This is a genomic window from Siansivirga zeaxanthinifaciens CC-SAMT-1, from assembly GCF_000941055.1.
Taxonomy (GTDB): Bacteria; Bacteroidota; Bacteroidia; order Flavobacteriales; family Flavobacteriaceae; genus Siansivirga; species Siansivirga zeaxanthinifaciens.
On sequence record NZ_CP007202.1, the window covers coordinates 2,615,612 to 2,636,379 of the forward strand.

Genomic DNA, 20,768 nt, shown 5'->3' on the forward strand with positions numbered 1-20,768 from the left:
CTCATTTTAATTGCTTTACTTTGTGTGTAATTTTAAGTTAAGAATACATTAAATATTTATAAAAACCCATGGAATCATCCGAAAAAGCACATATTAAAAACTTAATTTTAAGCTCCGGGTTAACTCATTTAAATAATACATTTTCAGATGATTATAAAAAAATATTTAATTTTGAAAATGAAATTATTTTAATAACAGGGGCTGCGGGTTCCATTGGAAAAGAACTTACCAATCAATTATTAAAAAGCAAGTTTAAAAAACTAATTTTAATAGATATTTCTGAAACAGGCCTCTACAATGTATCCTTAGATATAAAACAAAAAACGATTGAAAATGTAGATGTTTTTATTCTCGACATTACCGATGAGAGTGCTCTAGAATTTATATTTAAAACCCATAAACCCGATATTGTTTTTCATGCTGCAGCAAATAAAAATGTAGTGATGATGGAAAAAAACCCTTATCAGGCCATTAAAACAAATGTTTTTGGAACCAAATTACTTGCCGATTTTTCTATTAAAAATCAAGTGAAAAAGTTCGTTTTCATTTCAACCGATAAAGCTGTTCAGCCTGTTAGTATTATGGGTATGACAAAAAAAATAAGTGAAAACTATCTACATTCTGTTTCAAAAAGTAATAAAACACAATTTTCAATCGCTCGTTTTGGGAATATTATAGGCTCCAACGGTTCGGTATTGCCTGTATTTTTAAATAGAATTGCACTCGGTTTACCGCTTCAAATTAATCATGTTGAAATGACAAGGTATTTTATTGATAAAACCAAGGCTTGCAGTTTAATACTTGAACTAGCTTTTCTTACCGATAACAACTACAATACCTTTACTTTTAATATGGGACATCCCATAAATATATTAAGTTTAGCAAAAGAACTGCTCTCCATTTATAATTTAGATGACAACCATTTAGAAATTACTGAAGCACATCAAGGAGAAAAAATACATGAAATTATTTGCACCGATGATGAAGCTTTAATACCAACAAAACATCCCGACATATTTAAAATACAATCAAAATCAACCAATTTTAATATGGATTTTGATAAACTTTCTAAAATTAAACCCAGTACGTCTTTTGAAGAAATAAAAAGCATTTTAACATCTTACTTATAGATTAAATTAACTTTCTTCTTTGCTTCTCTTTAGTAATTAAGTTTAATTCTCTACCGGTTTGCCCTGCAACAGAAGTGTTTTCTTCGGCACGACGAATTAAATAAGGCATCACATCTTTTACTGGTCCGAATGGCACATACTTTGCTACATTATAACCTTTATCTGCAAGGTTAAAACTAATATTATCACTCATGCCGTAAAGTTGTCCGAACCAAACTCTAGGATCGTTATTTTCTATACCTTTTTCGGCCATTAATTCCATTAATCTGTAAGTACTAGCTTCATTATGAGTCCCTGCAAACACAGATATTACATCAATATGTTCTAATACATAATCGATACCATTATCAAAATTAACATCGGTAGCCTGCTTACTTTCACAAATAGGTGTTTTATAGCCTCTTTTTTCGGCTCTTAAATTTTCTTTTTCCATGTAGGCGCCACGAACAAGTTTGTAGCCTAAAAAATAACCTCCTTCAATTGCTTTTTTATGTTCTTTCTTTAAAAAATCTAACCTATCGTGTCTGTACATTTGCAAGGTATTAAATACCACAGGTTTTTCTGTATTGTATTTTTTCATCATGGCGGTTACTACATCGTCTGCAGCATCTTGCATCCAACTTTCTTCGGCATCAATTAATAAAGCCACATCGTTTTCTTTGGCCTTTTTACAAACAACATCAAATCGTTCTAAAACACGTTGCCATTCACTTTGCTCTTTTTCGGTAAGCGTTTCGTTATTTCCTATTTTTTCATACAGACTTAATCTGCCAAAACCGGTTGGTTTAAAAACAGCGATGGGCATGGCGTCAATTTCTTTAGAAAACTCTATAATTTTAAGAGTAATGTCGCGCGCAGCATCAAATTCTTGCTCGTTTTCTTTACCTTCAACAGAATAATCTAAAACAGAACAAACCCCTTTTTCAAACATTTTATTAATTACAGGCAAACAATCTTCTTCGTTTACACCGCCACAAAAATGATCGAATACCGTAGAACGAATTAAACCTTCAATAGGCAAGTGAGCTTTTAACGCAAAATTGGTTGCGGCAGTACCTATTTTCACCAATGGCTCTATTGATATCATTTTGAATAAAAAATAAGCACGCTCTAATTCTGAATCACTTTTTAAAGCAAATGCTATTTCTGTATTATCGAATATTCTGTTTGAAGTCATTAATTAAAATTTAGGGAAATTAAATGCCGACTAAGTTATCATTTTATACAAAATCTCCTTAATTTCACACCCTTAAAATTAAGTTAATTTATTCTATGGATTCTATTACAGCAAATAATTGCACTATTCATTTCAATAACCTTTGTTACACATCTTTAAATAAGCATCTTAAAGAAAATAATTTTTCGAAAATATTTATTTTAGTTGATGAAAACACGCATCAATTTTGCCTGCCTTTATTTATAGAAAAATTAGAAACAAATGCCGTTATAGAAATTATAGAGATAGAATCTGGAGAAATAAACAAAACTATTGAAACCTGCGTTGGTGTTTGGAATACCCTTTCTGAACTGGATGCAGACAGAAAATGTTTACTAATAAATATTGGTGGTGGCGTTATTACAGATTTAGGTGGCTTTGTAGCTTGCACTTTTAAACGTGGTATCGCTTATGTAAATGTACCAACAACCCTACTATCCATGGTTGATGCTTCTGTAGGAGGAAAAACCGGTGTCGATTTAGGACATTTAAAAAACCAAATTGGTGTTATAAGTAATCCCGATTTAGTACTTATAGATACGCAGTTTTTAAACACCTTGCCACAAAATCAAATGCGATCTGGTTTGGCAGAAATGCTTAAACACGGACTTATAAGCGATGTGAACTATTGGAATAAATTTCAAGATTTAACAAAATTAAATCTGGACGATTTGGATGTTTTAATTTACGAATCTGTGTTAATTAAAAAACATGTTGTTGAAATTGATCCTTTTGAAAACGGCCTGAGAAAAACCTTAAACTTTGGTCACACCCTAGGTCACGCCATAGAATCTTATTTTTTAAGCAACCCAGAAAAAACAACCTTATTACACGGTGAAGCTATTGTTATAGGCATGATTTTAGCATCATACATTTCTACTCAACTAGCCGGGTTCCCTCTGGAAGATACTTTAAAAATTAAAAAGTTATGTACTAATTATTACGGCAAAGTAGATATTCTGGAATCTGAACACCAGACCATCATGGATTTACTTAAATACGATAAGAAAAACAACCACGGAAATATTAATTTCGTTTTACTTGAAGCCATTGGCAAGCCAAAAATTGATTGTTTAGTAGACGATGCTATTATTATTGATGCATTTGCATTTTATGCATCTTAGTACAATTAACCTAAGCTTTTTAAAACAACATCACATACCCTATTTAGGTCTGTTTTACTTAAATTAGAACCACTAGGTAAACAAAGCCCGGTTTCAAACAAGGCTTCGGAGTTACCATTTAAAAAACTTAAGTTCTCTTTGAAGATGGGTTGCGTATGCAATGGCTTCCAAAGCGGTTTGCTTTCTATATTTTCTTTAAGCAAATTTAATCTTATTTTTTCACGAATTTCAAAAGAATTAACCGATATACAGGTTAGCCATCGGTTTGAAAAAAAATCTTTTGGTTCGTCTAAAAAAGAAACTCCTTTAAATTGAAGTGTTTCTTTATAAAATTCAAAATTCGCTCGTCTAGACTGTATTCTTTCATTTAAAACAGCCATTTGTCCGCGACCAATGCCTGCTAAAACATTGCTCATCCTGTAATTGTAACCCATCTCGACATGCTCGTAATACGATTTGTTTTCTTTAGCCTGAGTTGCTAAAAACAAACTTTTATTCTTTAAAGCTTCAGAAGAAGTCACCAACGCACCGCCGGCGGAGGTTGTAATCATTTTGTTGCCATTAAATGAAAAAACGCCCATTTCAGAAAGGGTTCCGCAATATTTATTATTGACATGACTTCCTAAAGCTTCGGCGCTATCTTCTAAAACAGGAATATCATATTTTTTAGCTACCGCATTAATTTCATCGACATGATATGGCATTCCGTATAAATCGACTACAATTATAGCTTTAGGTTTTTTGTTATTATTTATTCTGTTTTTAATAGCAACCTCTAACAACTTAGGACACATATTCCAGGTTTCTAATTCACTATCAACAAAAACAGGAGTTGCTCTTAAATACAAAATAGGATTCGCAGTTGCTATAAATGTAAAACTCTGACAAATCACTTCATCTCCAGCAGACACCCCAAGCAAACGCAAGGCCAAATGAATTGCTGCCGTACCCGAATTTAGGGTAGTGATTTCATGGTTTCCGCCTAAATATTTTTTTAAGTCATTTTCAAAACCATCGAGATTATCACCTACAGGAGCAATCCAATTGCTTTTAATAGCTTCTTCGATATAGCTTGTTTCTAAATTTCCTAAATGAGGCGTAGAAAGGAATATTTTAGATTTATTTGACATTTAAAGGCTATTAGTAAATGATTATAAAATTGTTTTTTAGCTTTATTTTAAGAAGCATTTTACAATAAGTACAAATAAAAAAGAAATCAATTATATATTTGATTAATCTCTTAAATATATTTCACATATTTGTTTAAAGTTTACTAAAATACTAAAGTTAGAATGATTTATTCCGAACTAAAACCTTTAAAAAACCAACAAATACTCGTTACTGGTGGCGCTGGTTTTATAGGTTCTAATTTATGCGAAACCTTATTAGAAAATAATATTAAGGTTGTTTGTTTAGATAATTTTTCGACTGGAAAAAAAGAAAATATTTCTGCTTTTTTAAATCATACTCATTTTAAACTCATTGAAGGTGATATTAGAAATTTAGAAGATTGCAAAAAAGCTTGTGTGAATACTAATTATATTTTACACCAAGCTGCTTTAGGCTCGGTACCCCGATCTATTGAAGACCCTATAACAACCAATGACGTTAACATTTCTGGCTTCCTTAACATGCTTGTTGCTGCCCGAGATGCCAAAATTAAACGCTTTGTTTATGCAGCAAGTTCTTCTACCTATGGCGACCATGAAGCGCTACCCAAAGAAGAAGACACTATTGGCAAACCGCTTTCTCCTTATGCAATTACAAAATACGTAAACGAATTATATGCCGATATTTTTCATAAAACATACCAATTAGACACTATTGGATTGCGTTATTTTAATGTTTTTGGAAAAAAACAAGACCCAAATGGAGCCTATGCTGCTGTAATTCCTAAATTTATTCATCAATTAATAAATTTAGAATCGCCTGTAATTAACGGCGACGGAAGCTACTCAAGAGACTTTACTTATATCGATAATATTATTCAAATTAACATTAAAGCTCTTACAACAAAAAACGAAAACAGTTTAAACACGATTTACAATGCGGCTTTTGGAGAACAAACAACATTATTAGAATTGTTTGATTTGTTAAAAATGAATTTATCAGGTTTTGATAATAACATTAAAAATGTAGAATTAAAATTTAGAGATTTACGAGCAGGCGATATTCCGCATTCATTAGCTTCTATCGATAAAGCAAAAAAACTTTTAAATTACGAACCTAAATACAATATAGCCTCTGGTTTAAATGAAGCTATAAGCTGGTATTGGAAACATTTAAAATAAGAATTTTAATTAAAAATGAAAGATATAAAAATTGCAATTATTGGTTTAGGTTATGTAGGCTTACCACTTGCTAGACTGTTTGCTACAAAATATAATGTTGTTGGTTTCGATATAAACTCAAACAGAATTAATGAGTTAAATAAAGGCATTGACAAAACTTTAGAAATTGAAACAGATGCTCTTAAAGCAGTTCTTAAAAAAGAGAATAATAATGATATTGGTCTTTACTGTTCTGCTACCATTGAAGCTATTAAAGATTGTAATTATTATATTGTTACCGTACCAACACCTGTTGATAAAAACAACCGACCCGATTTATCTCCGTTATTTAAATCGAGCGAAACAGTTGGAAGCGTTATAAAAAAAGATGACATTGTTATTTTTGAATCTACCGTATATCCTGGTGTAACAGAAGACGAATGCGTGCCTATTATTGAGAAAATTAGCGGATTAAAATTCAACACAGACTTTTACGCAGGTTATTCTCCAGAACGTATAAATCCGGGAGATAAACTACATACAATAGATAAAATACTCAAAGTAACTTCGGGTTCTACTCCTGAAATTGCACAAAAAGTTAATAATCTATACAAAAGTGTTATAACTGCAGGCACTCATTTGAGTCCTTCTATAAAAGTAGCAGAAGCAGCCAAAGTGATTGAAAATTCGCAACGCGACATTAATATTGCGTTTGTTAATGAATTATCAAAAATATTTAATCTTTTAAATATAGATACTCAAGCTGTTTTAGAAGCCGCTGGCACGAAATGGAATTTTCATCCTTTTAAACCCGGACTGGTTGGCGGCCACTGTATAGGTGTAGATCCTTACTATTTAGCACAGAAAGCATTAGAAGTTGGTTATCATCCTGAAATTATTTTAGCAGGACGACGTGTTAACGATAGTATGGGGCAATATGTTGCATCGGAAGTAATAAAGCTTATGTCTCAAAAAGATATTCGCATAAAGGATGCCAATATTTTAGTGTTAGGAATTACATTTAAAGAAAACTGTCCCGATGTAAGAAACACTAAAGTTGTTGATGTTATAAATCAATTAAAAAGCTTCGGTACACAAGTTACCGTTTACGATCCTTGCGCTAATATAGATGAAGTTGAAAAGGAATACGGATTAAAAACTCTCAATAAACTACCAAATTCTTTATTTGATGCTGTAGTAATTACAGTTGCTCATAAAGAGTTTTTAAATTGCGATTTACAATCACTCTTAAAAACAAACAGTGTTTTATATGATGTTAAAAGCATATTAAAAACTAAAGTTGACGGAAGATTATAATAAAAAAGTCCATTAAAAATTTAATGGACTTTTTTTTATTTTTGATTAATGTTATCGATTACATATCATTAAAAATAGAATGCATCAAACGTTTTTTATCATTAATACTTTCTTCAAGTGAAATCATAGTTTCAGTTCTGTAAACACCTTCTATATCATCTAACAAAAAGATAACTTCTTTTGCATGTTCTGTGCTTCTAGCTCGAATTTTACAGAATATATTAAATTTACCTGTAGTAATATGAGCAACAGTTACATAAGCTATTTCATTTATTCTCTCTAAAACAAATTTAGTTTGAGAGGTATTGTTTAGATAAACACCCACGTAAGCAATAAATGAATATCCTAGTTTTTTATAATCAAGCATTAAAGAAGATCCTCTAATAATACCCTGCTCTTCCATCTTCTTTACACGAACATGAACTGTTCCAGCCGATATTAGTAATTTTTTTGCAATGTCTGTAAATGGAATTCTTGTATTGTCAATTAACATGTCAAGAATTTGATGATCGATTTCGTCTAATTTTATTTTACCCATAATTAACTATTCTTAAATAGAACCCAAAAATAATACATTTTATTTAATGATAATAGATAATTAGTACGTTTTATTTCGAAAATAACGAGATTTTTTCATTATTAATTATTACGAAATCGTTTTCGTATCCAATCTCTATTTCCTCGTTATTATTGTTAAAAACCTTTAACCCATTGACATTTATGGTATTATGTCCGTAAAATCGACTTAAATCACCAATTGCATCTACTTTTGGTACAAAAACAACAGCTTCGTCAACAAGACGTTCTTGAAATAAAAATCCAATATCAACAAGGCCTTTATTCGTTTTTACTTGTCTTAAAATAACATCTAAAAACAACTTGTCGTTTTCAGGAATATCAAAATATCCTTTATGATACTCGCCAGTAATAGCGTTTTTAGAAATATAATCTAGCGATGTTAAATAAGATATATATATGTATTCTCGTGTTATATCACGAGCATAATCATTAGGATAATGTCCTGCTTCAAACAAAATGGTAGGTATATTTTCACTTTGAAAAGTATCACCAACACAATTAATATTAAACGCATCATCATAAACACCCACCTGACCAGGAATTAATGTTTGTAAAGCGCGATTCATAACATCAATAATTTCCATAGCACGCGTTCTATTTGATGTAACCGTACAAGCTTCATCTTGAGCAGGCGCTAAAAAAGATACCGTTGCTATGTTATTGGTAGCTCCAGCACTAAAAATAGTTCGTTGCCCATGTAAATTATAACAGAAATCAGGTTTAAAGCTATTAAAAACAGTTCTAAGCACTTTACTTTCTGGTTGCGTTAAGTTTTGAGCATCTCGATTTAAATCGACTTCATTAGCATTTATTCTTGTATAAGCTTTGGCGCCATCTGGATTTAAAATAGGGATGATACATAAAGTGCAAGCCTCTAAGATATGAGAAGTTTCAGTTTTACTACTTATGAAGGTGTTTAATAAATCAAATAATGCTTTGGTAGTTGTAGATTCATTACCGTGCATTTGCGACCACATTAAAATCTTTTTTGGTCCATTTCCAATGGTTAAACCGTAAATAGGTTTGTTTAAAACCGATGTCCCTAAAATCTCAATAGATACATTTTTAGACAGTTTATTTAAAACAGGTTCAATGTGTTTATTGGTTATATAACGATGACTTAAACTGGCTTCTTTATTCTTTAAAAATAAGTTTTGAATAGTTTCTATTTGCATGTGTTTTAATTATTCTACAAATGTAAACATTTACTTTTTTACAATTGTAAACACGTAAAATCCACGCTTTTGTTACATTTGTATACAATAAACTATTACACATTGATGAAATTTGCAATAAATAAAATCAATTTTAAATAATTTAATCATTAAATATTAATTTTCAGTATTTTAGTAGCATCTATTTAAACTTATAGATTATATATATACCTATTTTATTAAAGCAAATAGGTTGATATTAAATTATATTTGTTACATTTGTAAAACAAAATACATTTGTAATATTTACAATGATAAACACAGACGAGTTTACAATTAGATTACAGAAAGTAATTGATTATTACGGTGAGAACGCCTCTTCTTTTGCCGAAAAAATAGGTGTGCAACGCTCTAGTATTTCTCATGTTTTATCCGGACGAAATAAACCGAGCTTAGAATTTATTTTAAAAATATTATCAACTTACCCTGATGTAGAATTGTATTGGTTATTGAACGGTAAAGGTTCCTTCCCTTCAGATGAGATTTCAAACAAAGAAACTAAAGTAATCGAGAATAAAATTTCAGAAACAACAGCTTCAAATCCAGATATAGAAAACAAACCTTTGGAAATGATTTTAGAATCTAAAAACGAAAACCAAGGTTCTAAAAACAAAACCATCGAACGTATTGTCATTTTTTATTCGGATGGTACTTTTAAAAATTACAGCAATTAAGCTATTGTTTGTACTTTTGCTATATCAAAAAAAAAATATGAAATTTTTAAATATCCTCTTATTGCTAACCTTGTTTGGCTGTTATAAAACAACTCGTAATTGTAAAGATTTTAAAACGGGTGAGTTTTATAGTGAAGTAACTATTGATGGTGTTACATATAAGTCTAAATTTAAACGCTCTGAGACGCTTCAAATTGAAACTTATAACAATACATTAGATTCATCAAAACTAAGATGGATTAACGATTGTGAAGTTGTTTTTAAGACCATAAACCCAAAAAACATGGCAGAACAAAAGGATATTCATTTAAAAATACTAACAACAACCGATTCTTCATACACGTTTGAATACGCTTATGTAGGAGAAAACAAAAAACAAAAAGGTATAGCCTATCGTATTAAATAGATTTAATTTAACGGATAAAGAAAAGATTCGACCAACTCGAAGCTTACATTTTTATCGTTATCAATGTAATACGTAATAAACAATTCTCCCCAGAATTCACCATCTGAAAAATCGGCGATAATCCATTTATGGTTTAAAAGTTTTACCGTATTAATTAGCATTCTTCTACCCTCACTTGATGCATAAGGTACTAAGGGGTGTTCGCCTCTGGTTTCATTGGTTTTATAAAGTTCGTCCTTGATGTAATTTTCTAAGCCATTTACATTTAAACCTTTACTTTCAAAATAGCTTAAAGCATCTTCATTATTATTAAAATTAAAATGAGAAGCATCTAAATATTTATCTTGAAGCACTGCCACCGAATCTTTGTAACGTGTGTACTGTGTTTTATACCCCTCTAATTTATTGTTCATATCGGTAAAAACGCGTTTTGCATTTACATATTGAAAAATGATTAATAAAATTGAAAATACAAAGAGGTAGGTTAAAATTTTTTGTTTCATTGTTTAGGTTTAAATTGTTAGTTCTAGGCCATCGTAAGCTAAAAATACATTTTGTGGTAATTCTTTTTGAACATCATCGTGAAATCCTAACATATGGCTTATGTGAGTTAAATACGCTTTTTTAGGATTTACCTTCTCGATAAAATTTAACGCTTCTTGTAAATTAAAATGCGAGTGATGTGGCTCTTTGCGTAATGCATTAACGACTAATGTATCAATGTTTTTAATTTTTTCTATTTCTTTATCCTTAACCGTTTTCATATCGGTTAAATAAGCGAAATTATCAAATTTATATCCAAAAACCTGTAAATTGGCATGTTTTCCGTTTACGGGTACAACTTCTAATCTGTTTAATTTAAAAGGTTTATTTTTTACTCGGCACTTAATAACGCTTGGAGCGCCAGGGTATTTGTTTTTAGTTTTAAAAATATAATCAAATCGTTTGGTAATCGATTTTAAAACACGTTTGTGAGCATAAACTGGAATATCGCCTTGTCTGAAGTTAAAAGGCCTTATATCGTCTAAACCTATAACGTGGTCTGAATGTTCATGTGTAAATAAAATACCATCTATACGAGTACAACCCGAACGAAGCATTTGATATCTAAAATCTGGACCACAATCTATTACATATGTATAGCCACTCCATTCAACCAAAACAGAAACTCGTAATCGTTTATCTTTTGGGTTGTCACTCAAACAAACAGGATGATTGCTCCCAATAATAGGGATTCCTTGCGAAGTACCCGTACCAAGAAACGTTATTTTCAAAATATCATAAATTTTATACAAAAATAAGCTTATTTTTTTGTTTCAGTTAGTTATTTAATATCTTTACTTACATGTAGAATTTAACCTAAAAAATATGGAAATTACCATAAAAGGCGACAAACAATTTGACGATATTCCTTCTTTAAAAACGAAAGCCCTTCGTATTAATTTAAACGAAAATATTTATGGAACTTTTGCCGAGATTGGTGCTGGACAAGAAACCTGTAGACATTTTTTTAGAGCAGGTGGTGCCTCTGGAACTATAGCTAAGGCTATGTCGGCATACGATAAAGATTTTAGTGATGCTATTTATGGCGCTGAAGATGATGGCCGTTATGTCACCGAAGCGCGTTTACGCAAAATGCTTATCCATGAGATGAATCTCATGGAAAAACGTATTACTCGTGACAAACATCCCGATAAAATATTTTTTACTTATGCCAACACCGTTGCTACTATAGATTTTGCAAAACAATTTAAAGGCCACGGTTGGGTAGGAATTAAATACCAGGTAGAAGCCAGTGGCGATTATAATGAAATTATACTGCACCTACGCTTTAAAGAAACCGATGCCAGATTACAACAAGAAACCTTAGGTATTTTAGGTACCAATTTAATTTATGGTGCATTTTATAAATATAATGAGCCTAAAAAATTACTACGTTATTTATACGACCACTTAGATAAAGATCAATTAGAAATTGATACCATAAACTTTTCTGGTCCAGTATTTAAAAATGTCGATAATCGATTAATGAGTTTACAACTCGTTAAAAATGGCATGACAGATGCCGTAATGTTTGGTCCAGACGGCACCAACGTTTTACCAGCTAAAATGTTTTACAAAAAGAATATTTTGGCACTTCGAGGAAGCTTTAGGCCAGTAACCAAGGTAAACATGGCTATGTATGAAAAATCATATGAGATGTTTATTAAAGAAAATAAAGTGAAAAAAGAAAACACGATGGTGGTTTTCGAAATTACACTTTCCAACCTTAGAGCCGAAGGAGAAATTGATGAACAAGATTTTATAGATAGAGCAGATTTATTATGTTCTCTAGGACAATCGGTTATGATATCTAATTTCCAGGAATATTATAAAGTTGTCGAATATTTTTCTAACTACACCAAAGCCCGTATGGGATTAGCCATGGGTGTTAGTAATTTAGTAGACATATTCGATGAAAAATATTATCGCCATATTAGCGGTGGTATTCTTGAAGCTTTTGGTAAATTATTCTTTAAAGATTTAAAAGTATACTTATACCCTATGCTCGATGCAGAAACTGGAGAATTAATTACCAGTGAAAATTTAAAAGTATACCCACGTATGAAAGAATTATATAAATTCTTTAAATACAACGGAAAGGTTATTGATATAAGTGATTACGACGAATCGATAATGAATATTTTCTCACGCGAAATTCTACAAATGATTACCAATGGCGAACGCGGATGGGAAGATATGGTACCCGAAGGCACTGCCGAATTGATAAAAGATTACAGATTATTTGGATACTCTAGAAAACCATTAATTTTAAATAGAAAAAGAAAGAAATAAAAAAAGCGACTTTTAAGTCGCTTTTTTGTTTAAATATCGTTTTTTACTCTAGAATTTGGGCAGCATGATCTTTTGTTTTTACTTTATCAATAACACGCGCTACAACACCTTCTTCATTAATTATAAAGGTCATTCTGTGAATTCCGTCATATTCTTTACCCATAAACTTTTTAGGTCCCCATACCCCAAAAGTATTTATAACTGTTTTATCTTCATCGGCTAACAAAGGAAAGGGAAATTCATATTTATTCTTAAAATTAGCTTGCTTTTTCTCGTCGTCTGCACTCACGCCCAACAACTCATATCCTTGTTCTTGTAATACGGCATAATTATCTCTTAAATTACAAGCTTCAGCAGTACAACCAGGTGTATTAGCTTTAGGGTAAAAAAATACAATAAGCTTTTTGCCTTTATAATCATTTAAAGACACACTATTGCCATTTTCATCTTTCGATTCAAAATTTGGTACTACATCTCCTTTTTTTAATGTTTTCATAGGTTTTCTTTTTTTAATGAATTAAAAATTCATTGTGTTATTAAATTAATTTAGTATGGTTCAATTCATACCATTAACTTTGCTTTTTACAAAAATACAACATATGAACAAGGAAAAAAAAGTACAATTTGTAATAGATACATTAAATGAATTATATCCTACTATTCCAGTTCCTTTAGATCATAAAGACCCTTATACCCTTTTGATAGCTGTTTTATTATCTGCGCAGTGTACAGACGTTCGGGTTAATCAAATAACGCCCATTTTGTTTAAAAAAGCAGATAATCCATATGATATGGTTAAGCTTTCTGTTGAAGAAATAAAAGCGATTATAAAGCCCTGCGGACTTTCACCAATGAAAAGCAAAGGCATTTACGGTTTATCTGAAATTTTAATTGAAAAACACAACGGCGAAGTTCCTCAAGATTTTGAATCCTTAGAAGCTTTACCGGCTGTTGGCCATAAAACAGCGAGTGTTGTTATGTCGCAAGCCTTTGGCGTACCAGCGTTTCCCGTAGATACTCATATACACCGGTTAATGTATCGCTGGAATTTAACCAACGGAAAAAGTGTAGCGCAAACAGAAAAAGATGCCAAGCGTTTGTTTCCAAAAGCATTATGGAACGATTTGCATTTACAAATTATTTGGTACGGAAGAGAATATTCTCCAGCAAGAGGCTGGGATTTAAATAAAGATATTATTACCAAAACAATTGGAAGAAAATCTGTTTTAGATGCTTATTATAAAACTAAAAAGTCCTAACTTTTAGTTAGGACTTTTCAAAAAAAACTTAATTTAGAAGCGCTTCAAACTTCATTTTATTACAATTTATAACACTTAAAGCTTTAGAATAGTTTAAAAGAAAATTTATGGTCTCTTCTTTTGGTTCAATTTCATTAAGTTTTTTAATAGATTTTTCAGAGTAAAGTTTTGCCATTATTTACATTTAAAGGGTTATAAATGGAATAACGCAAAAAAAAAATGTTTTATTGTGTTAATTTGTTAAAACGATATTATGTTTTTCAATAATTTTTCTCAAATTAATTAAAGCATACCTCATACGCCCTAAAGCCGTATTAATACTTACTCCTGTTTTATCTGATATTTCTTTAAAACTTAAATCTTCATATATACGCATGAGTAAAACCTCTTTTTGATCTTCTGGAAGTTCATCAACCAATCGTCTTACATCGGTTTCAACTTGTTCTTTTATTATAGAAGATTCTGCATTTAAACTAGAATCACTTAATACCGAAAAAATATCAAACTCGTCGGTATTAGAAAATTTAGGCATTCTGTTATTTTTTCTAAAATAATCTATAACAAGGTTATGAGAAATACGCATTACCCATGGCAAAAACTTGCATTCTTCATTGTAAGCGCCTCGTTTTAAGGTTTTAATAACTTTAATAAAGGTGTCTTGAAAAATATCTTCAGCGACATCTTTATCGTATACCTTAGAATAAATAAAACTGTAAACCTTCTGTTTGTGCTTGTTAATAAGAATTTCTAACGCACTTTCATCTCCTCTAATATAGTTGTGTACTAGGATAGAATCTTGTATAAGTTCGTGTTGCATAATCATTACTTTTAGTGTCAAAGAATGGCTTCTTTGCTTGGGGTTATTTAAAAAAAGTAATGTTCTGCTATAGGCGAGAGATGTTTAGTGTTAGTAATAATAAGTCAAATATAACAACAATCATTCCAAAAAAACAAAAAATATTTAGTTTTTTAATATTCAGTTATTTAAACAATAATAAATTTATAAGAATAAATAGTTGTAGTATCTTTGCTTTATTATTCTCTTAAAAGCCTATGAACACTAATATTTCCGAAGTTAATCCAAAAGAAAATATCATTATTAAAGGTGGTAAATTGCATAACCTAAAAAATATCGATGTTGTTATTCCAAGAAACAAACTTGTGGTAATCACAGGATTATCGGGCTCTGGAAAATCAAGTTTAGCGTTCGATACTCTGTATGCGGAAGGTCAAAGACGATATGTTGAAAGTTTATCAAGCTATGCCCGACAATTTTTGGGTCGTTTAAATAAACCCAAAGTAGATTATATAAAAGGTATTGCCCCTGCTATAGCCATAGAACAAAAAGTAAATTCTACAAATCCAAGATCTACGGTTGGTACCACAACCGAAATATACGATTACCTTAAATTATTATTTGCGAGAATAGGAAAAACCTACTCACCTGTTTCAGGAAATGAAGTAAAAAAAGACACTGTAACTGATGTTTTAAATTATTTAAAAACCTTCCCAGAGAGTGAAAAATTACTTCTGCTAGCCCCTATTTTCTTAGAAACAGGTCGCACGATGGAAGATAAATTAAAAGCACTTTCGCAACAGGGTTATGCCAGAGTTAAATTAAATGAAACGGTCGTAAGAATTGATGATGTTGAAACTATTTCTGAAAACGATAAGATTTTATTAGTTGTAGATCGTATTGTAATAAAGCATGAAGAAGATTTTTATAATAGATTAGCTGATGCTATACAAACAGCTTTTTTTGAAGGGAAAGGTGAATGTTATATTGAAACGCTTGACACAAATAAACAAAGAGAATTTAGTAATAAATTTGAATTAGATGGCATTAATTTTTTAGAGCCAAATGTTCATTTGTTTAGTTTTAACAATCCCTACGGTGCTTGTCCTGCATGTGAGGGATATGGCGATATTATTGGAATTGATGAAGATTTAGTTATTCCCAATACAGCGCTTTCTGTTTACGAAAATGCCATATTTCCTTGGCGCGGTGAAAGTATGAGTTGGTTTAGAGACCAACTGGTAAATAATTCACATAAATTCGACTTTCCAATTCATAAGCCCTATTTTCAACTAACCGAAGCTCAAAAACAACTTATTTGGGATGGAAACAAATATTTTGAAGGATTAAATTCATTTTTTGCCGAGTTGGAGGCTAAGGCCTATAAAATTCAAAACCGAGTAATGCTATCGCGTTATCGAGGTAAAACAAAATGTAAAACCTGTAAAGGGAAACGTTTAAGAATAGAGGCTAATTATGTAAAAATATCCAACGCGACCATCACCGATTTAGTTGAAATGCCTCTTGATAAACTCGCTTCATTTTTTAAAGAATTAGAACTCAATGAGCATGATTATACCATCGCCAAACGATTATTAACTGAAATAAATAACCGATTGTTATTTTTAGCAAATGTAGGCTTGGATTATCTTACGTTAAACCGAAAATCTAATACACTATCGGGTGGTGAAAGTCAGCGTATTAATTTGGCAACATCACTAGGAAGTAGTTTAGTTGGGTCGATGTATATTCTGGATGAGCCAAGCATTGGTTTACATCCAAAAGACACCGAGCGACTCATACTTGTTTTAAAACAACTACGCGATTTAGGCAACACGGTTATTGTTGTTGAACATGATGAAGATATTATGAAAGCTGCCGATTATATTATCGATATTGGTCCAGAAGCAGGAACCTATGGCGGTAATATTGTTGCAGAAGGGAATTATATAGACATATTAACTTCAAACTCTTTAACGGCTCAATATTTAAATGATACTTTAAGAATTGAAGTCCCCAAAAAACGTCGAACATCTAAATATCATGTAGATATTATTGGAGCTCGAGAAAATAATTTAAAAAATATTGACGTTACTTTTCCATTAGGAATGCTAACCGTAGTTACAGGCGTTTCGGGAAGTGGAAAAAGTACCTTGGTTAAGAAAATTCTATTTCCTGCTCTTCAAAAAAAACTCACCGACTTTAGTGATAAAGCTGGTCAGTTTTCGAGTTTAGAAGGTAATTTTAGCAACATAAAGCATATTGAATTTGTAGATCAAAACCCCATTGGGCGCTCATCAAGATCGAATCCAGTGACTTACATTAAGGCTTATGATGACATTAGAAATTTATTTTCTAAACAAAAACTTAGTAGTATTAGAAACTATCAGGCAAAACACTTTTCTTTTAATGTAGATGGCGGTCGTTGTGAGACTTGCAAAGGCGAGGGTGAAGTAACCATTGAAATGCAATTTATGGCAGATGTGCATTTAGAATGCGAAACCTGCAAAGGAAAACGATTTAAAAAAGAAGTCCTCGAAGTTACTTTCGCCGATAAAAATATTGATGATATTTTAAACATGACGATTGATGATGCTATCGCCTTTTTTGAAGTTAACAAGGAACATAAAATAAAAGGTAAATTACAACCTTTACAAGATGTCGGTTTAGGATATGTAACCTTAGGACAAAGTTCTTCAACGCTTTCAGGTGGTGAAGCACAACGTATAAAATTAGCTTCATTTTTAGGAAAAGGCACAAACAAGGATAAAGCTTTATTTATTTTTGACGAGCCTACTACAGGCTTACATTTTCATGATATTCAAAAATTATTAAAATCTTTTAATGCTTTAATAGAAATTGGTCATTCTATAATTGTTGTTGAACATAATATAGAACTCATAAAATGCGCCGACCATATCATTGAATTAGGACCCATGGGCGGAGAAAATGGCGGTAATTTAATAGCTTCAGGCACCCCTGAAACAATAATTAACAACAGTAAGTCTGAAATTGGTAAGTTTTTAAAAGAAAAATTATAAGTTTTCATCTCTATGTATTTAAAATTAATAATTAAAAAATATTTTAAAATACGACATAGATTAAACTAGGTGAAAACAAACCTTTATTCGCTGTTATATCTATTTTTAAGTCTCTTTTTATTTTTTTTTGAATTGATAATCAAACACTTATGTGCTAATTATTTTTTTTGGCACGTTGTTTGTATTCTTATAGGCGTATAACAATTAATACCCATTATCATGAAAAAGCTCATATTAATATTCGCAGGTTTGATATTATCAAGTTTTAACCTAAATGCAACAACAACTGTAACCTCTAATGCGAATACAGATGTCTCAATATATAATAGAGGATATAGTAATGCTTTTATTTTTGTTGAAAATGGCATTGAGTTTTCTGTGTTTCGTGATGGTCAATTTGATTTTAACTTATTAAGAAACAATTCCCGTCTTAATGTATCTATTGGAACACCAAATGTAAATATAAGTTTCAATTCTGGTTTCGACTATAATGCCTATGTTCAATACGATGAATATGGAGCTATTATTCAAATAGAGAATACTCCTGTTTTTTACGACTACTACGGAAGAGTTTCACAAGTTGGAAATGTAAACATTAATTATAATAATTATGGGTACGTAACGCGCGTTGGTGGTTTATTTGTTCACTATAACAACTTTAATGTGTTTTCTCACTGCACAGGATTTATAAATGTTTTTAACCGCAACTATGTTTACAGACCATGGCATCGTTATTACAGAGTACCTGCATACGATTACTGTGTAGTATATAACAGACCTTACAGACAACATTATAGACCTATTAGATATACATATGTAAGACCGTTTTACAACAATCACAGACCTAGAACTGCTATTGCTAGCAGACGTGGTGATTATATTTCAAGAAATAGAAATTATGCAACAGTTAACAGAAGCGCTAGAAATATAACTCAGGTTAATAGAAAAGCTTCAGAAAGAAGATATGTTGTAGATAATAACACAAAACGTTACAGCAGTAATTCGAATGATTTAAGGAGATCTTCCGATAATAATCGTAAGGTTATTAGCAATAACAGAACTAATAACACAGTTATAAACAGAAGTACACCAAACAGATATGAGGTACAAAACAACAATACAAGAAACAATGAAATAAAACGTTATGAAGAAAATAACAGATTTCAAAAACCAAACGACAATAATAATCGTATATATACTAGAAACAATTCAAATACTAGATATACCGCTCAGGTAAACCAAAGACCTGCCGAGAGAGAATCAAGACAAACAATTACCAGATCCTTTCAAAGCAATCAAATGGCAAACAAAACAAGAGGTAATTCTAGTAACAATATAAAGTCTGATAACTCGAATAGAAGACACTAAAATTTTGGTTGGTTAGTTAAGAAAGCCCTACGATACGTTTTCCCCAAAAACAAATTCGCAGGGTTTTCTGTTTTTATTAACCTACCTTATTTTTATAAATCGATCTAAGAAAAGAGAAATATTTTCTGAAATTTTAAATTTATGAATGATCCATAAATAAGTAACGCCAATTAAAATAGACTTTAAAGCTATATTTAATATGGGATGAAAATTAAAATCCCAGAAGTAAAACAATACTGTTCCTGCTAAAATTATTAAGGCTGTTTTAACAATACGAACAGTAAATGGAAGAAATTTAAATTTCTTGTAAACAAAAAATAATTTAACACTGTTATAAATAAACATGGCTAAAAATGTTGCCAAAGCAGCGCCATTTATACCATATAACGGTATAAATAAAATGTTTAATACAATAATTAAAAAAACCAATAGAACACCAAAAAAGAGCATCATTCTATAATAATCACTATTAAATAAAATAGCATTATTAGAGCCTAAAAATGCATCGTAAAGCTTTGCTAAACTAATTATAAATACCACAATCAAAGCGTTACTAAACTCACTAGGTATGATTAAGTATAATTGTTTAATGTTTGCTATAATCAACAAAAAAATAAATCCACTTATAATAAACAGGGTTAATGAGCTTCGTTTAGAAATATCTTCGAGACCTTCATAATTTTTATCATTTATAAATTTAGCCGTTAATGGTAGTAGAATTTGATGCATGGCGCGTTGCGGAACGGCAATTACCATAGCTATAAAAATAGCCACATTATAATATGCTATTTCTTCAATGGGTAAATAATGTCCTAACATAACTTTATCGACATCTAGTAAAACGGTAGAAATAGAGCCTGCTATAATTATTAAAAAAGAATATTTTAAAATATCAGATACATTATTAATTCTTTTAAAAGTAAATACGGGTAATTGTATACTAAAAGCATAAATTTTCATAATTACCATTCTTAAAATATACATTATAACCAAACTAATCATGAATTGCTCCATGGTAATTAAATTAAAATGAAGCGCAAACAACAAAACCATTACGCCTACTCTATGAAAAACTTCTTTCATAAAATTGCCGAAAACAGTTTGCATTTGCACTTTAGACCAGGCGAAAAAAACTTCAAAATAAGCTAAAGCTATAGCTATTATTAAAGTGTGCCATAAATACCCTTTTATAATAGGATTTTCTTTAGATAAGAATTCACCAATCGATTCGTAGAAAAAATAACCTATAATAGTAACAGGAATAACCAATAACAATGGCAAAACTAACATTAAGGTTAAGAAACTGTTTAAAGATGTTCTTGTTTTAAACGATGAATAAAACTTTACAATAGTATTATGCACCCCAAAAGCCATTAACGGCATAATTACATTGGCTAAAGAAAACATATAACCAACCATTCCGTAATACTCGGCGCTTAAAAATTTTGTATATAAAAATAATGTGTTAATAGCACCAATAAAAAAGCCTAAATAGGTTGAAATTAGATTTTTAATAGATTGCGATGCTACTAAACCCAT

20 protein-coding genes are annotated in these 20,768 nt (G+C 30.8%); 10 read left to right on the plus strand and 10 right to left on the minus strand.

Annotation, left to right across the window (positions count from 1 at the left end):
* Positions 1-68: 68 nt before the first annotated feature.
* Positions 69-1,130, plus strand: coding sequence for an SDR family NAD(P)-dependent oxidoreductase (locus tag AW14_RS11780; RefSeq protein ID WP_052647494.1), 1,062 nt, complete (start codon positions 69-71; stop codon positions 1,128-1,130).
* Between the two features lies 1 nt (position 1,131).
* On the opposite strand, the gene AW14_RS11785 is transcribed toward AW14_RS11780, so the two are convergent.
* Positions 1,132-2,307, minus strand: coding sequence for a proline dehydrogenase family protein (locus tag AW14_RS11785; protein ID WP_044638996.1), 1,176 nt, complete (start codon positions 2,305-2,307; stop codon positions 1,132-1,134).
* 95 nt (positions 2,308-2,402) lie between these two features.
* Here AW14_RS11785 and aroB point away from each other — a divergent pair, with 95 nt between their 5' ends.
* A complete protein-coding gene (gene aroB / locus AW14_RS11790) occupies positions 2,403-3,470 on the plus strand; it encodes a 3-dehydroquinate synthase (RefSeq protein ID WP_044638997.1) in 1,068 nt (355 codons plus the stop codon).
* A gap of 5 nt (positions 3,471-3,475) precedes the next feature.
* Here the strand turns inward: aroB and AW14_RS11795 are convergent, their stop codons facing one another.
* Positions 3,476-4,600, minus strand: a complete 1,125-nt coding sequence (locus AW14_RS11795; RefSeq protein ID WP_044638998.1) for a DegT/DnrJ/EryC1/StrS family aminotransferase — start codon at positions 4,598-4,600, stop codon at positions 3,476-3,478.
* 162 nt (positions 4,601-4,762) lie between these two features.
* Here AW14_RS11795 and AW14_RS11800 point away from each other — a divergent pair, with 162 nt between their 5' ends.
* Positions 4,763-5,761, plus strand: a complete 999-nt coding sequence (locus tag AW14_RS11800) for an SDR family oxidoreductase (RefSeq protein ID WP_044638999.1) — start codon at positions 4,763-4,765, stop codon at positions 5,759-5,761.
* A gap of 15 nt (positions 5,762-5,776) precedes the next feature.
* Positions 5,777-7,057 (plus strand): nucleotide sugar dehydrogenase, encoded by a 1,281-nt coding sequence (locus tag AW14_RS11805; RefSeq protein WP_044639000.1) that lies wholly within the window; start codon positions 5,777-5,779, stop codon positions 7,055-7,057.
* 58 nt (positions 7,058-7,115) lie between these two features.
* Here AW14_RS11805 and AW14_RS11810 read toward each other — a convergent pair whose 3' ends face one another.
* Both AW14_RS11810 and AW14_RS11815 read right to left on the minus strand, forming a co-directional pair.
* Positions 7,116-7,595, minus strand: a complete 480-nt coding sequence (locus AW14_RS11810) for an Lrp/AsnC family transcriptional regulator (protein WP_044639001.1) — start codon at positions 7,593-7,595, stop codon at positions 7,116-7,118.
* A 70-nt stretch (positions 7,596-7,665) separates the two neighbouring features.
* Entirely contained in the window at positions 7,666-8,811 is a 1,146-nt protein-coding gene (locus tag AW14_RS11815; protein ID WP_044639002.1) for a M14 family metallopeptidase, read from the minus strand.
* A 290-nt stretch (positions 8,812-9,101) separates the two neighbouring features.
* Here AW14_RS11815 and AW14_RS11820 point away from each other — a divergent pair, with 290 nt between their 5' ends.
* Together AW14_RS11820 and AW14_RS11825 are read left to right on the plus strand one after the other, a co-directional pair.
* Complete coding sequence (locus AW14_RS11820) at positions 9,102-9,524, plus strand: helix-turn-helix domain-containing protein (RefSeq protein WP_044639003.1); 423 nt, start codon at positions 9,102-9,104, stop codon at positions 9,522-9,524.
* A 37-nt stretch (positions 9,525-9,561) separates the two neighbouring features.
* Positions 9,562-9,930 carry a hypothetical protein gene (locus AW14_RS11825; protein WP_044639630.1) on the plus strand — a complete coding sequence of 123 codons (369 nt, stop codon included), beginning with the start codon at positions 9,562-9,564 and terminating at the stop codon, positions 9,928-9,930.
* 2 nt (positions 9,931-9,932) lie between these two features.
* Here AW14_RS11825 and AW14_RS11830 read toward each other — a convergent pair whose 3' ends face one another.
* Positions 9,933-10,433, minus strand: coding sequence for a hypothetical protein (locus AW14_RS11830; RefSeq protein WP_044639004.1), 501 nt, complete (start codon positions 10,431-10,433; stop codon positions 9,933-9,935).
* A 9-nt stretch (positions 10,434-10,442) separates the two neighbouring features.
* Positions 10,443-11,204: an MBL fold metallo-hydrolase gene (locus AW14_RS11835; RefSeq protein WP_044639005.1), complete on the minus strand. Its 762-nt coding sequence runs from the start codon at positions 11,202-11,204 to the stop codon at positions 10,443-10,445.
* Positions 11,205-11,298: 94 nt separating this feature from the next.
* On the opposite strand from AW14_RS11835, the gene AW14_RS11840 reads away from it, so the two are divergent.
* Complete coding sequence (locus tag AW14_RS11840) at positions 11,299-12,765, plus strand: hypothetical protein (RefSeq protein ID WP_044639006.1); 1,467 nt, start codon at positions 11,299-11,301, stop codon at positions 12,763-12,765.
* 43 nt (positions 12,766-12,808) lie between these two features.
* Here the strand turns inward: AW14_RS11840 and bcp are convergent, their stop codons facing one another.
* The gene (gene bcp, locus AW14_RS11845; protein ID WP_044639007.1) at positions 12,809-13,261 is read right to left on the minus strand and encodes a thioredoxin-dependent thiol peroxidase; all 453 of its coding nucleotides are present in this window, start codon (positions 13,259-13,261) and stop codon (positions 12,809-12,811) included.
* A 103-nt stretch (positions 13,262-13,364) separates the two neighbouring features.
* On the opposite strand from bcp, the gene AW14_RS11850 reads away from it, so the two are divergent.
* A complete protein-coding gene (locus tag AW14_RS11850) occupies positions 13,365-14,024 on the plus strand; it encodes an endonuclease III domain-containing protein (protein WP_044639008.1) in 660 nt (219 codons plus the stop codon).
* Between the two features lie 28 nt (positions 14,025-14,052).
* Here the strand turns inward: AW14_RS11850 and AW14_RS14930 are convergent, their stop codons facing one another.
* Complete coding sequence (locus tag AW14_RS14930) at positions 14,053-14,199, minus strand: hypothetical protein (protein ID WP_169744663.1); 147 nt, start codon at positions 14,197-14,199, stop codon at positions 14,053-14,055.
* A 57-nt stretch (positions 14,200-14,256) separates the two neighbouring features.
* Entirely contained in the window at positions 14,257-14,841 is a 585-nt protein-coding gene (locus AW14_RS11855; protein WP_044639631.1) for an RNA polymerase sigma factor, read from the minus strand.
* A gap of 236 nt (positions 14,842-15,077) precedes the next feature.
* Here AW14_RS11855 and uvrA point away from each other — a divergent pair, with 236 nt between their 5' ends.
* Together uvrA and AW14_RS11865 are read left to right on the plus strand one after the other, a co-directional pair.
* Positions 15,078-17,861: an excinuclease ABC subunit UvrA gene (gene uvrA, locus AW14_RS11860; protein WP_044639009.1), complete on the plus strand. Its 2,784-nt coding sequence runs from the start codon at positions 15,078-15,080 to the stop codon at positions 17,859-17,861.
* Between the two features lie 219 nt (positions 17,862-18,080).
* Complete coding sequence (locus AW14_RS11865; RefSeq protein ID WP_044639010.1) at positions 18,081-19,229, plus strand: hypothetical protein; 1,149 nt, start codon at positions 18,081-18,083, stop codon at positions 19,227-19,229.
* Between the two features lie 81 nt (positions 19,230-19,310).
* Here the strand turns inward: AW14_RS11865 and AW14_RS11870 are convergent, their stop codons facing one another.
* Entirely contained in the window at positions 19,311-20,768 is a 1,458-nt protein-coding gene (locus AW14_RS11870) for a lipopolysaccharide biosynthesis protein (protein ID WP_044639011.1), read from the minus strand.